We start from the raw sequence: 12,994 nt of genomic DNA on the forward strand, positions 1-12,994 counted from the left end.
GGAACCGGGCCTGCACCAGCCCGGTCCGCTCCCGCCGATGAAGGCCGGAGCGGACCGGACCCCTCCCCTCGGGTTCGGAAAAAGGTCGTTGCGCGCTGGCGCAGGGTTAACGGAAGGCTAACAAGGGGAGACGGGTCAGCGCCCCCTAGAAGGTCGCTCCGATCTGCCACGGCACGAATTCATTGTCGCCATAACCGAGCAGTTCCGACTTGCTCTTGTCGCCGGAGGCAACCTGGAGGATCCGGTCGAAGATCTCCTGCCCCTTGGTCTCGAGCGACTTGCCGTCGAGCACGTCGCCGCCATTGATGTCCATGTCGTCGATCATCTTGGCGTAGATCTCGGAATTGGTGGCGATCTTGATCGAGGGGGTCGGCTTGCAGCCATAGGCCGAGCCGCGGCCGGTCGTGAAGCAGAGGATGTTGGCGCCGCCCGCCACCTGGCCGGTCGCCGAAACCGGGTCGTAGCCCGGCGTATCCATGAAGACAAAGCCCTTCTCGGTCACCGGCTCGGCATAGCCATAGACAGCGGTCAGCGGCGAGGTGCCACCCTTGGCGGCGGCGCCGAGCGACTTCTCGAGAATGGTCGTGAGGCCGCCCTGCTTGTTGCCGGGCGAGGGATTGTTGTTCATCTCCATGAGGTTACGCTCAGCGTAATCCTCCCACCAATGGATGATGTCGACCAGCTTCTGGCCGACCTCGCGCGACACGGCACGCCGGGTGAGCAGATGCTCGGCGCCGTAGATCTCCGGCGTCTCGGAGAGAATGGCGGTGCCGCCATGGCGCACGAGGATATCGGCGGCGACGCCCAGCGCCGGATTGGCGGTGATGCCGGAATAGCCGTCGGACCCGCCGCATTGTAGCGCCAGCATCAGTTCGCTCGCCGGCACCGTCTCGCGCTTCACCGCATTGACGATCGGCAGCATCGCCTTGACCGCTTCCACGCCGGCATCGACCGTCTTCTTGGTGCCGCCGACTTCCTGGATGGTCATGGTGCGGAAAGTCTCGCTCTCCTGGATGTTATAGGCATCCTTGAAGCGCGGAATCTGGAAGCCCTCGCAGCCGAGGCCGACCATGACGACGCCGCCCATGTTCGGGTTGGTGGCATAGCCCCAGGTCGTGCGCTTCAGCGTGTCGAAGATCACGCCGCGATAGTCGATCACGCAGCCATTGGCCTGCTTAAGCGCGACGATACCGTCGATATTCGGATAATCGCTCAGGATGCCTGAGCGTTCGATCTCGGTCGCGATGAAGCCGGCCACCGTCGTCGAGCAGTTCACCGAGGTGAGGATGCCGACATAGTTTCGAGTGCCGACCTTGCCATTGGCGCGGCGAAATCCCTGGAACGTCGCCTGGAATTCCTTCGGCACAAATTGCGTCGGCACCACCCCCTCGCTGAAGGCGTAGTCGCGCGCGAAGGCGCCATGCTCTTCGCCAATACCGCAATTATGCTCATGCACCCAGTCGCCGGCGGCGATGTCTGTCTTGGCGAAGCCGATGATCTGGCCGAATTTGCGGATCGGCTCGCCCGCGGCGATCGGCCGGATCGCGAATTTGTGCCCGCGCGGCACGCGCCGGAGGATGGTGGCGCCCTGCGCCGTCGTCATGCCGACATCGAGATTGCCGAGCGCCACCGCGATGTTGTCCTCGCCATGGAGGAGAAGCGTGCGCGGCTGGGCCGGAAGGGGGGCTGCCTCGTTCATGGGTTCGTTCCTATCGCGGCCACACGGGCAGCCGCCGTTGCGCGGGCCTCAGGCTGAACGCCAGCCATCGCGGATGAGCGTGAAGCCGTCGCTGTAGACTTCGGTGGCGGCCGGGAAGAGATCGCGCCAGATCCGCGTCGCCGCCGCCAGCAGCGGCATCGACCGTCCGAACGCCTCGATGGTGATCCAGCCGTCATAATCGGCCTGCTTCAACGCCTTGAAGGTGCTGGCAAAATCGATGTGACCCTTGCCGGGCGTGCCGCGATCGTTCTCCGAGACATGCACATGCGCCAGATGCGGCGCGATGGCAGCCACGGCGGCGATCGGGTCCTTCTCCTCGATATTGGCGTGGAAGGTGTCGTACATGCCAGCAACGTTCGGGTGAGCGACGGCGGCGAGGTAATCGTTCAGGTCGTGCATGGTGTTGACGAAATAGCATTCGAAGCGGTTGACCGCCTCCAGCACCAGCGTAATGCCCTTGGCGCGCGCCATGTCGCCGGCATCGCGGTGGAAGGCGATGGCGCGCTCGCGTTCGTCCGAGGTCGGCGCGTCGCCGGAGAAATGGCCGAGCGTCGAATGCAGCGGGCCGCCGACGACCTTGGCGCCCAATGCTGCCGAGCAATCGAGGATCCAGGCCATATGCCGGCGGGCACCCTGCTGCTGCGCAGCGTCGGCGCCGAGCGGGTTCATCTCGACGCCGGGGAACAGCGAAATCACCGTGCGCTCCAGCCCAAGCCGGTCGAGTTCGCGGCCAAGTTCGGCATAGTGCTCCGGCGTGCCTTCGAAGATCGGGATCTCGACGCCGTCATAGCCGCAGCGTTTCAAATCCTCGAGGATCGGCCAATGTCGCGGTTCGACATGCGCCGTCCAGAGCAGGAGATTGAAGCCGATCTTCATCGAGAATGTCCTGGTTCGCATCCGGCGGGTCGGCGGCGCGATGCCACCGTCCGGGAGGGGCCGGCGGACCCGAGGATCCACCGGCCGCAACGCATCAGTTGGTCGGCGGGACCGGCGGCGCTGCGCCCTGCGGCAGCGGCTCTTCCAGCCACTTGGTCACCATTTCAGGCTTTGCATCCCAGGGAGCGGCATCGGCCAGATTGTCCTTGGTGATCACCTGGCTCGGCGCGTAGTAGAACTGGCCCGGCTTGACCGAACCGTCGATGACGCCGAGCAGCAGGCGCAGCGCATGGACCGAGGCGATCGAGGGCGGGTTGCTGCCGGTCAGGGTCATCTGGCCCTTTTCGATCAGCTCGACGCCATAGGGCGCGCCATTGTTGCCGCCGATCAGGATCTGGCCGGTCTTGCCGGCACGCTCGATGGCGATAGCGACGCCGACGGCCATGTCATCATTGGCGGCATAGATCGCCTTGACGTTGGGATGCGCCGCCAGGATCTGCGAGGCCGCGTCCATGGCTTTCTGGCGATCCCAGTCGGCCGCGAGGTCGGCAACGCTGACCGCCTTGGAGCCGGACTTGGCGATGCCGTTCTTGAACGACTGCACGAAGGCTTCCGCGTCGCCGCGGCCGAGCTTGCCGGTGATGGTGGCGTATTCGCCCTCCGGCAGCAGCTTGCCGATCGCCTCGCCGACCGGTTCGCCGAACCGGTAGAGATCGATCTGCATGATGCCGGCCGAATCCGCCAGGATCGACGGGTCATAGCCGTACTGGAAGAAGATCGGCACGCCGGCCTTCTTGGCCTGGGCGATGGCGGCCTTTTCCGAAGAAAGCGACACAGCGTAGATCAGGATGCCGTCGACACCCTTAGTGATCGCGTCCTGGACGTTGGCGAGTTCCTGGGTCGGGTCGTTATTGGCGGAATAGGTGATCAGCTTGACGCCGAGCTTGTCGGCGGCGGCCTGCGCCGCGTTCATGCCATACTGGTAATAGGGATCCGGACCGCCGCGCATGAAGGCGATGGTCTTCTCCGCTGCCTGCGACAGGCTCGGCGCCAGGATGGCGGTTCCCAGCGCCAGCACGGCGAGGGCTCTCCTCGTGATATTCATTGCTCGTCTCCTCCGTTGCAATGTCCCTGAAGCGGCGTGCCGGTTAGGCTTTCTTCTGCAGCAGGACCGCCGCCGTTATGATCAATCCCAGCACGGCGCTCTGGAAATTCGCGCCGACGCCGAGAAGGTTCATGCTGTTGCTCACCAGCCCGAGCAGCAGGACGCCGCCCAGCGTGCCGAGCACCGTTCCCCGCCCACCGATCAGCGGGGTGCCGCCGATGACCACGGCCGCGATGGCGCGAAGCTCGTAGCCCGTGCCCATGCTGGGCAGGCCGGAATCGAGGACGCCGGTGAGGATGACGCCGGCGACGCCGACGAAGAGGCCGCTCAGCGCATAGAGCGCGATCTTGATGCGCCGCACGGGAATGCCGGAAAGCCGCGCCGCTTCCTCGTTGCCGCCAATGGCGAAGGCATAGCGGCCGAGCGTCGTGAAGCGCAGGATCAGGAACATGACTAGGATGGCGAGGAACATGGCGTAGACCGGCCATGGCACGCGCAGGAAATCGCCGAGGCCGAACACGTCGAACAGCGCGCCGGTGCCGTTGATCGGGCTGCCGCCCGACATCAGGATCGCGACCCCCTGCAGGAAAGTCATCGTGCCGAGCGTGATGATGAAGGGCGTGGCGCGGTTGGTGGCGACCAGCATGCCGTTGATCGCGCCGATCACCGTGCCGGCCACCACGCCGGCGAGGATGCCGAGCGCGACCGAGCCGGTGTGCATGATGGTGAGCGCCGTGGCGAGGCCGGCCACCGAAAGCGCCGCGCCGACCGAAAGATCCAGCCCGCCGGCGATCAGCAGGATGGTCTGGCCCGAGGCGACGATGCCGAGCGCCGACACCTGGAACAGGATGTTCAGCAGGTTGTTCACGGACAGGAAGCGCGGATTGCCGATCGCGGTCACCACCACGATGAGCAGGAGCACGATCAGCAGCGTGTAGCGGCCGAGATCCTGTCCACGGAGCGCGCCGAACTTTCGGGGGATCGGCTTGGCAGCCGTTGCGGCGGGAGAAGACATCAGTTCACGCTCCGGGTGCTTTGGGTCTGGATGGCGGAGAGCAGGCGCTCGGGATCGAGCCGATCCGGCGACAGGGCCTGCTCGATGCGGCCATTCCGAAGGACGAGAATTCGATCGGCGAGCGCGATCAGCTCTTCGAGGTCCGTCGACACGAAGACGATGGTCGCGCCCTTGTTGGCGAGACTGCGCAGATGGTCGTGGATCTGCCGCTGCGACTCGACATCGACGCCCTGGGTCGGCTCCTCGAGCACGAAGAGCTGGCCATCGGCGAAGATGGCGCGGCCGAGCAGCGCCTTGCGCTGGTTGCCGCCGCTCAGGAAGCGGACCTCGCGGCTCGGCGCGCGCGGATTGAGGTCGAGCCGTTCGGACATTTCGGTCGCGATGCCGGTCTCCTGGGAAAGCTTGAGCCAGCCCAGCTTCGACAGCCGCCGAAGCGCCGCGAGCGAGATGTTCTTGGCAATCGACAGGCTCATCACCAGCCCGCGCCCGCGCATGTCCTCCGGGATGAACAGCACGCCGCGGGCAATCGCCTCGCGCACGGCGCGCGGTGCATAGGGTTCGCCGCCGAGCGACATGCTGCCCGCGACATGGCGATGGTCGAGCCCGCCGATCACGGCGGCCAGGGCATTGGCACCACCGCCGATCAGCCCGGTCAGGCCGACGATTTCGCCCTTGGCAACCTCCAGCGAGACATTGTCGAGACCGCCCGCGCTCGAAACCCCGTCCATCACCAAGAACGGTTCCGTCTTGGGCCGTTCGCTTCGATGCGTCTCGACCGCGTCGAGCGTCCGCCCGACGATCATCGAGATCAGCCCGTCCTTGTCGGCGCTCCGGCCCTCGACCAGCGCGACCTTTCGGCCGTTGCGCAGCACGGTGATGCGGTCCGAGATCGCCAGCACCTCGTCGAGGTGATGCGAGACATAGACGACCGCCATGCCCTGTCTGGCGAGGTCGCGGATCAGCCGGAACAGGAACTCGGCCTGCGCCTTGTTGAGCGCCGCCGTCGGCTCGTCGAGCAGCAGCACATGCGCCTTTTCGCGCACGGCCTTGGCGATCGCCACCTGCTGCCGATCGGCGATGTCGAGGTCGCCGAGCCGCTGGTTGACGGGCAGATCGAGCCCGAGCCGGGCCAGCAGCTCGGTCGCCCGGGTCGCCATCGCCTTGTCATCGAGGATGCCGAACGCTTTGCGCGGCTCGGCGCCGAGGAAAATGTTGGCGGCGACCGAGAGATCGAGATGCAGTTCCGGGTTCTGGTAGACGATGGCGATGCCGGCCGCGCGGCCCTCGGCCGGATTGAGCGCCTTGAAGGCGGTGCCGCCGACGATGATCTCGCCGCTGTCGGGCGGCTGCGCGCCCGACAGGATCTTCATGAAGGTCGACTTGCCGGCGCCGTTCTTGCCGACCAGGCCATGCACCTCGCCGCGCGCAACCTCGAAATCGACGTCATCCAGCGCGCGCTGACCCAGAAAGCTCTTGGTCACGCCCTGTACCTGGATCGCGAGCGGTGAAACGGGGGGCATGGCCGTGGCGCCGCTCAGCCCTGGACCGCTTCCCAGCGGCCCGACTTCGCCGAGGCCAGCACGGCGTCGGTGACGTAGTCGGTGCGGAGCGCCTCGCGGAAGGTCGGTGCAGCCGGCGTGCCGGAGGCGAGGCCGGCGAGGAAATCGGCGGCCTGATGGATGAAGCTGTGCTCGTAGCCGATCTGCAGGCCCGGCACCCACCACTGGCTCATATAGGGGTGGTCGCCATCGGTGATGTGGATCGAACGCCAGCCGCGCAGATGCCCCTCGTCGCTGTAGTCGAAGTAGGACAGCCGGTGCAGGTCGTGCAGGTCCCAGGCAATCGAACCCTTCTCGCCATTGATCTCCAGCGTGTAGAGCGCCTTGTGGCCGCGGGCGTAGCGGGTCGCCTCGAAGGTCGCGAGCGAGCCGTTATGGAAACGGGCGAGGAAAGCGCTGGCGTCGTCGATCTTGACCTCTTCGACCTTGCCGCTGACCGCATGCGAGCGCTGCTTGACGAAGGTTTCCGTCGCCGCCGTGACGCTGTCGATGCCGCCATTCAGCCAGATCGCGGTATCGATGCAGTGCGCGAGCAGGTCGCCGGTCACGCCGCTGCCGGCGACGTTGGCGTCGAGCCGCCAGGTGCCCATGCCGCCCTGCGGCACGTCGGCCGAGATCGTCCAGTCCTGCAGGAATTTGGCGCGGTAGTGGAAGATGCGGCCGAGCCGGCCCTCGTCGATCATCTGCTTGGCGAGCGTCACCGCCGGCACGCGGCGATAATTGTACCAGACCATGTTAGCGACGCCTGCCGCCTCGACGGCCTCGACCATCTTTTCCGCCTCGGCAGCGTTGCGGCCGAGCGGCTTCTCGCACATCACCATCTTGCCGGCCTGCGCCGCCGCGATGGCGATCTCGGCATGGGTATCATTGGGGCTGGCGATATCGATCAGGTCGATATCGTCGCGCTCGACCAGCCTGCGCCAGTCGCTCTCGGAGCTCTCATAGCCCCAGTTCCCGGCGAAATCGGCCGCGCCCTTGGCGTTGCGCGTGGCGATCGCCTTCAGCACGGGCTCGTATTCGCTGTTGAAGAACTGACCGACCTGGCGGAAGGCGTTGGAATGGGTGCGGCCCATGAAGCCGGCGCCGACCAGACCGATGTTCAGCTTTTTCTTGGTCATTTGTGAGGGTTCCTGAAGCCGTTATTCGCACCAGCCATGGGCGTCGCGCACCTTGATCATCGCGCCCAGAACGTCATTCCAGGTCTGCTGCGCCGTCATCACGGAATTGGGGAACATGCAGCCGTCCCAGGCGATGTGGCGCATCTTCTTGGTCAGGTTTCCTTGGTCATCGCGCAGCCAGTAGCCGGCATGCTTGGTGACATCGAGCTTGCCGTTGGGGTCGGTGACCTGGACGTGGCGGCCGGTCTTCTCGTGGTCGCCGGAGCCGAAGACGGTGCCGTCGTTCTGGGCGACGTGGAAATCGTAGGTCCAGGGGCGCAGCGCATCGGCGACCTGCTTGTAGGCCGCGTCGAGCACCGAACGGTCCTGCCAGTCATAGCCCTCGGGAAGCAAGCGATCCTGCTCGGCGTTGTAGCCGAGCGTGAACAGCATCGAATGCGCCATGTCGGCCTGGTAACCGACGACGCCCGGCATGTTAACCGCTTCGAGCAGGCGGACATTCTCGCGCCAGGACTGCATGCCGCCCCAGCAGATTTCGCCCTCGGCGACGAGGAATTCGCCATGATCCTGCGCCGCCTTGCCGGCTTCGCGGAACGTCTCGGCGATGATCTTGGTGTTGCCGACGGGATCCTTGTCCCAGTCGCCGACGCCGGTCGAGGAATCGATCCGGATGCCGCCAGTCGGGCGGATGCCCAGTTCGCGCATGTGCTCGCCGATCGCGGCCGCCTTGCGGACCTGCGAGACGAAGCGCTTGCGCTCCTCGGCCGAGCCCATCGCGGAGCCGCCGCCGGCGCCCGCCCAGATCGGCGCCACGAACGAGCCGACCTTCAGGCCGTAGCCCGCAATGTGGTCGACCATGCGCTTGACCTGGTCCTTGTCGCTGTCGATCGACAGGTGCGGATCGGCCAGCCAGAGATCGATGCCGTCGAACTTCTGTCCGTCGACTTCCGCCTTGGCGGTCAGCTCCAGCAGCGTGTCCAGCGGAATGACGGGCTCGCCGCCCTCGCCGCCCTTGCCGACGACGCCCGGCCACGCGGCGTTGTGCAGCTTCGGATAGTTGTTCGGATCCGCCATGTGCTCTTCCTCCCTATCGGACCCGCCCTCTCGGCGGCGATGGTCCACCTGCATGCGGGGGAAGCGACACGGTCGCCGTGCAGGCGCACCTCTCCGCCGGCAGTCCCATCGGACTCCGTTCAGATTGCGCCACGCCGCGAGGGTCTCCTCCCCTGCGCGCCCCAACCGCTACCTCTATTGGCCGGAACGCAACGGCACTCTCTGTTATATTAGTGTAACGTGTCAAGCGGGCTTCAACGCGTGGTTGGACACCTCGGGGAAGATTGAATTCCTGAGTTTTATTGTCCGGTTTATTCTGCCATATCGTTGATAACGATCGGCTTCTGACCGCTCTCGCGAGCCGGCGCGGATCTTTCGGCTCACCGCGCTTCGAAGCAGCTGCGCTTGCGGTGGGGCGGGCCAGTAATATAACAGTAAAGCGGCACGGGTCGTGCGGGCGCGGAAGCGCCATCCGGCCCGGCGGGCGGCACCAGGTTCGGACTGGCTGCCATCGGCGAATTAGGGAGAGGATCCAAGCGGGTGGCCGAAGCGGCATTACTGCAATTGCAGCTGGTCAACCTGGACCGCAAGTCGCCGCTGCGCGACCAGATCTATCAGGTCGTGCGCACGCTGATCATCATCGGGCAATTGCGGCCCGGCCAGTCCGTCAACGAGGTCGAGATCGCAGAGCAGCTGGGCGTCTCGCGCACGCCGGTGCGCGAAGCGGTGAAGCGGCTGAGCGACGAGGGCCTGATCAACGTCTATGCCCAGACCGGCACCTTCGTCGCCGCGCTCTCGCGCGACGCGATCGAGGAAGCCTATGTGATCCGCAACGCGCTCGAGGTCGAGAGCGTGCGGAGGGCGGCGGCGAAGATCAGTCCGTTCCATCTCGAGGAGCTGGAAGACATTGTCGGCCAGCACCAGACCGCGATCGGGCGAAAGCGCTATACCGACGCCATCCGGCTCGATGACCAGTTCCACCGCTATATCGCGGAGATTAACAATCTCTCGATGCTGTGGCGCGCCGTCGATATCTCGAAGGCGCAGATGGATCGCGGAACGCTATCTGGCGCTGCCGAAGCCGGGCTTGGGCGAGACGACGATTGCCCAGCATCAGGCGATCCTGACGGCGCTCGCCGCGCGCGATGCACAGCAGGCCATGGAGGCGATGCGGGTGCATCTCGACACCTCGCTGCGCAACACGCTGAGCCTGCTCGGCGACATGCTGGATCCGCCGGAAGGCTAGCGCGCACGAACGAGCAGACGGGGCTCCTCCATCGGAAGAGCCCCTTCGCCTTAGAGCACCACGACCTTCGAGCCGTCGGGAACCCGGCCATAGAGGTCGATCACGTCCTGGTTCATCATCCGGATGCAGCCCGACGAAACCGCCTCGCCGATCGACCAGGGCTGGTTGGTGCCGTGGATGCGATAGAGCGTGTCCTTGCCGCCCTGGAACAGATAGAGCGCGCGGGCGCCGAGCGGGTTTTCCGGCCCGCCTTCCATGCCGCCTGCCCATTGCTGGTTGATCTCCGGCGAACGAGCGATCATGTCCTGCGTCGGGGTCCAGCGGGGCCACTGGCGCTTGTACTGGACATTGGCGGTGCCGGAGAACTCCAGCCCTGCCTTGCCGACGCCGACGCCATAGCGCATCGCCTTGCCGCCTTCCTGGACCAGGTAGAGATAGCGGTCATGCGGGTCGACGATGATGGTGCCCGGCGGCTGGTCGGTCGAATAATCGACCTGCGTGCGGATGTTGCGCTGCTTCAACTTGTCGAGCGGCACGGCCGGAACCGGGAATTTCTCCGTCTCGATCGCCGCGTAATGGCGCGCCACCTGCGGATCGACCGCGGGCGTCAGCGGGGCGGAGAAATCGCGTCCGGTCGAGGCGCAGGCGGCGAGCGCCAGCGGCAGCAGGACGGCAACCGTCATCCGCCGTAAGAAGGGGGGAAGGCTTAAGGACATGCTTGGGGGGTTCCGTAGTGGTCACGAAGAAGAGGGGTTGAGATAAAGCGGGATCAGTTGGCGGCCTGCCGCCGGCGCGCTTCGGCGACGGCTTCCTTGAAGCCGTCATAGTCGAGCGTCGAGGCCCGGAAGGGGCCGATCAGATAGGTCGGCGTGCCGCTCATGCCAAGACCTTCGGCCTGCGCCAGATTGCGCTGCATCAGCGCCGAGATCTTCGGCCCATGCGCGGTGAGATCCGCCTGCAGCCGCTTCATGTCGACGCCGGAAGCCTGGATTGCCTCCAGCATCGTGTCGCCGGTGACGCCACGGCCCGAAATGCCCATCAGCGCGTGATGCGCCGTCTCGTACTTGCCCTGGTAGTTGGCCGCCAGCGCGAACTGCGCGCCCTGGACGGAGGATTCGGTCAGGATCGGCCAGTCCTTGTAGACCAGGCGGATCTTGCCATCCTCCTTGACGACGCGCGCCAGGTCGGCCGCCGACGTCTTGCAGTAGGGGCAGTTGTAATCGAAGAAGGCGACGATGGTGACGTCACCCTTGGGGTTGCCGCCCGTCGGCGCCTCTGGATCGTTCAGGACCGCGTTGACATCGACGCCCTTGGCGAGGGCCGGCATACCGTCAAGAACGATCGCGGAAGAGGCAAGAAGGCTCGCGGCGGTTCCGAGGAAAAAGCGGCGGTTCATGAAGGGCTCCATTCTGGAAAACTGCTGTCCTTGGGCGCTTGGCTGCCGGGAGAGACGGCGCGCTCAAGCCGCTGGGCAAAGTCGTTGGCGGCGATCGCCCCGATCATGCGGGATCCGGCCAGTTCCGAGCCGGTGGCGCTGAGCAGGAACATCGTCGGCGGCCCGACGACGCCGAAGCGCTGCATGAGCCGGCGGCTGTCTTCGCTGTTCCGGGTCACATCGGCCTTGATGAAAGTGACACCGGAAAGCGGGGCTGCAAGACCGGGCTCCGCCAGAACGCGGTCGTTCGATTTGCACACGGTGCACCAGTCTGCGGTAAACGAGACGAGAATGGGGCGCCCCTCGGCCCTAGCCGCCGACAAGGCCTGATCCAGCGCCGCTTCCGAGCGAGCGGTCAGCGCCTGTGGCACAACGGCCACAACAGGCCCCGCCCCGGCGAGGAAAGCGAGCGGCCGCAGCGGGTCGGTGCCGCCCCCGGCAAAGCCGACGATCAGGGTCGCGCCATAGATGGCAAGCGCCAGCCCGGCGGACTTCTCCAGCCGACGGATCCAACCTGTCGCAGCCGTCAGGCCGTCAAAGGCACCGAGGAACACCGCGGCGCCCAGCGCCCCGACACCCCAGACCGGCAATGCGAATTCCTCCGGCAGCGCACGCAGCAACAGGGCGGCGGCGAGCCCGAGAAAGACGATTCCGAAGGCCTGCTTGACCCGCACCAGCCAGGGGCCGGATTTCGGAAGCACACGACTGCCGAAGGTGCCGAAGACGATCAGCGGCAATCCCATGCCGAGGCCGAGTGCGAACAGCGCGGCCGCGCCGCGCAGGCCGTCGCCCGTCTGCGCCACATAGAGAAGGGCGGCCGCCAGCGGCGGCGTCACGCAGGGCCCGACGATCAGGGCCGAGCCGAAGCCGAGACCGGCGGCGCCCGCGACCGATCCGGCTCGCGCCCCGGTACGCCCGGCGATCCATCCGGCCCAGCGCGCCGGCACCTGCAGCTCGAACAGGCCGAACATCGACAGAGCGAGCGCAACGAACACCGCCGCCATCAGGCCGAGCGCCCAGGGGGCTTGCAGCACCACCTGCAGATTCTGGCCGGACCAGGCGGCGGCGAGGCCGAGGACGGCATAGGCCAGCGCCATGGCGCCGACATAGGCGCTCGAAAGCACGAAGCCGCGCCGGGCGGAAAGCTGTTCCCCGGCCCGCGCCAGCATGCCGGACAGGATCGGGATCATCGGGAAGACGCATGGCGTCAGCGACAGGAGCAGGCCAAATCCGAGGAAGCTCACCAGCGTCAGCGCCAGGCTGCCGCCCATCAGCGAGCTTGCCGGCGGCGTTTCTAGGCCTGTCTCGGCCGGGGCGGCCGGCGCGACGGCAGCGGCCGACGCGGTTTGCGTGCCAAAGCCAAGCCCCGTCTCGACATCCGTCAGCGTCAGCGTGGCGAGATCGAGCGCCTTGGTGACCGGCGGATAGCAGATGCTGTCCTCGGCGCAGCCCTGATAGGTGACCCGCACTTGCCCGCTCGGCAGGGAAGCATCCGCGAGAGGGATGGAGACGCGATCGCGATAGATCTCGCTCGGGCCGAAATTCGGGTCATCCTTGGTTTCGCCGGGCGGCGCGGTGATGGCGATCGGCTTGTCGCCACCGGCGATCGAGATCCTGTCGCGATAGAGATAGTACCCGGGCTCGATCTGCCATTCGAGCCGCAGCGGCCCGCCGGCATCGCGATGCGCGGCAAGACGAAACGCGACATCCGCCGGCAAGGGCGTCTGCGCCCTCGCTACAGCGGCCAGCAGCGTGACGAAAACGCCAAGCGCCAGGATCATGCGATACAGGAAGAACTTGCCCGACATTGCGACTCCGTGCGGGATGGAGGCGCACCATCGGATGAGCACCTTAAGCCAGCCTTAAG

The 12,994-nt window shown here is 66.1% G+C and carries 10 protein-coding genes and 1 pseudogene; 1 reads left to right on the top strand and 10 read right to left on the bottom strand.

All coding sequences use genetic code 11. From position 1 onward, the window contains the following. Window positions 1–145 precede the first annotated feature (145 nt). From ACHMWQ_RS01425 to ACHMWQ_RS01455, 7 genes are all read right to left on the bottom strand, one after another. Window positions 146–1,699 (bottom strand): UxaA family hydrolase, encoded by a 1,554-nt coding sequence (locus tag ACHMWQ_RS01425; protein ID WP_396306116.1) that lies wholly within the window; start codon window positions 1,697–1,699, stop codon window positions 146–148. Window positions 1,700–1,747: 48 nt separating this feature from the next. Beyond that, the gene (locus ACHMWQ_RS01430; protein WP_396306117.1) at window positions 1,748–2,596 is read right to left on the bottom strand and encodes a sugar phosphate isomerase/epimerase family protein; all 849 of its coding nucleotides are present in this window, start codon (window positions 2,594–2,596) and stop codon (window positions 1,748–1,750) included. 94 nt (window positions 2,597–2,690) lie between these two features. Further along, a complete protein-coding gene (locus ACHMWQ_RS01435) occupies window positions 2,691–3,701 on the bottom strand; it encodes a sugar ABC transporter substrate-binding protein (RefSeq protein ID WP_354553917.1) in 1,011 nt (336 codons plus the stop codon). Between the two features lie 43 nt (window positions 3,702–3,744). Further along, window positions 3,745–4,716 (bottom strand): ABC transporter permease, encoded by a 972-nt coding sequence (locus ACHMWQ_RS01440; RefSeq protein WP_396306118.1) that lies wholly within the window; start codon window positions 4,714–4,716, stop codon window positions 3,745–3,747. Then, complete coding sequence (locus tag ACHMWQ_RS01445; protein ID WP_396306119.1) at window positions 4,716–6,236, bottom strand: sugar ABC transporter ATP-binding protein; 1,521 nt, start codon at window positions 6,234–6,236, stop codon at window positions 4,716–4,718. Before ACHMWQ_RS01445 ends, ACHMWQ_RS01440 begins: the two co-directional genes overlap by 1 nt. 14 nt (window positions 6,237–6,250) lie before the next feature. After that, window positions 6,251–7,393, bottom strand: a complete 1,143-nt coding sequence (locus tag ACHMWQ_RS01450) for a Gfo/Idh/MocA family protein (protein WP_396306120.1) — start codon at window positions 7,391–7,393, stop codon at window positions 6,251–6,253. Window positions 7,394–7,414: 21 nt separating this feature from the next. Continuing rightward, complete coding sequence (locus tag ACHMWQ_RS01455) at window positions 7,415–8,467, bottom strand: TIM barrel protein (RefSeq protein ID WP_396306121.1); 1,053 nt, start codon at window positions 8,465–8,467, stop codon at window positions 7,415–7,417. Window positions 8,468–9,067: 600 nt separating this feature from the next. Here ACHMWQ_RS01455 and ACHMWQ_RS01460 point away from each other — a divergent pair. Then, a pseudogene (locus ACHMWQ_RS01460) lies at window positions 9,068–9,692 on the top strand (GntR family transcriptional regulator). Window positions 9,693–9,742: 50 nt separating this feature from the next. Here the strand turns inward: ACHMWQ_RS01460 and ACHMWQ_RS01465 are convergent. The 3 genes from ACHMWQ_RS01465 to dsbD are packed head-to-tail and all read right to left on the bottom strand — an operon-like array spanning window position 9,743 to window position 12,935. Continuing rightward, on the bottom strand, window positions 9,743–10,408 hold the full coding sequence (locus tag ACHMWQ_RS01465) for a L,D-transpeptidase (RefSeq protein WP_396306122.1): 666 nt from the start codon (window positions 10,406–10,408) through the stop codon (window positions 9,743–9,745). Window positions 10,409–10,461: 53 nt separating this feature from the next. Continuing rightward, on the bottom strand, window positions 10,462–11,088 hold the full coding sequence (locus tag ACHMWQ_RS01470; protein ID WP_396306123.1) for a DsbA family protein: 627 nt from the start codon (window positions 11,086–11,088) through the stop codon (window positions 10,462–10,464). Beyond that, window positions 11,085–12,935 carry a protein-disulfide reductase DsbD gene (gene dsbD, locus ACHMWQ_RS01475; protein WP_396306124.1) on the bottom strand — a complete coding sequence of 617 codons (1,851 nt, stop codon included), beginning with the start codon at window positions 12,933–12,935 and terminating at the stop codon, window positions 11,085–11,087. Before dsbD ends, ACHMWQ_RS01470 begins: the two co-directional genes overlap by 4 nt. Window positions 12,936–12,994 lie beyond the last annotated feature (59 nt).

It is taken from the genome of Kaistia sp. UC242_56 (assembly GCF_044452255.1).
Taxonomy (GTDB): Bacteria; Pseudomonadota; Alphaproteobacteria; order Rhizobiales; family Kaistiaceae; genus Kaistia; species Kaistia defluvii_A.

Bases quoted from the DNA above. Each gene is read 5' to 3' on its own strand.
- ACHMWQ_RS01425 (WP_396306116.1), bottom strand. From the start codon at position 1,699: ATGAACGAGGCAGCCCCCCTTCCGGCCCAGCCGCGCACGCTTCTCCTC.
- ACHMWQ_RS01430 (WP_396306117.1), bottom strand. From the start codon at position 2,596: ATGAAGATCGGCTTCAATCTCCTGCTCTGGACGGCGCATGTCGAACCG.
- ACHMWQ_RS01435 (WP_354553917.1), bottom strand. From the start codon at position 3,701: ATGAATATCACGAGGAGAGCCCTCGCCGTGCTGGCGCTGGGAACCGCC.
- ACHMWQ_RS01440 (WP_396306118.1), bottom strand. From the start codon at position 4,716: ATGTCTTCTCCCGCCGCAACGGCTGCCAAGCCGATCCCCCGAAAGTTC.
- ACHMWQ_RS01445 (WP_396306119.1), bottom strand. From the start codon at position 6,236: ATGCCCCCCGTTTCACCGCTCGCGATCCAGGTACAGGGCGTGACCAAG.
- ACHMWQ_RS01450 (WP_396306120.1), bottom strand. From the start codon at position 7,393: ATGACCAAGAAAAAGCTGAACATCGGTCTGGTCGGCGCCGGCTTCATG.
- ACHMWQ_RS01455 (WP_396306121.1), bottom strand. From the start codon at position 8,467: ATGGCGGATCCGAACAACTATCCGAAGCTGCACAACGCCGCGTGGCCG.
- ACHMWQ_RS01465 (WP_396306122.1), bottom strand. From the start codon at position 10,408: ATGTCCTTAAGCCTTCCCCCCTTCTTACGGCGGATGACGGTTGCCGTC.
- ACHMWQ_RS01470 (WP_396306123.1), bottom strand. From the start codon at position 11,088: ATGAACCGCCGCTTTTTCCTCGGAACCGCCGCGAGCCTTCTTGCCTCT.
- dsbD (WP_396306124.1), bottom strand. From the start codon at position 12,935: ATGTCGGGCAAGTTCTTCCTGTATCGCATGATCCTGGCGCTTGGCGTT.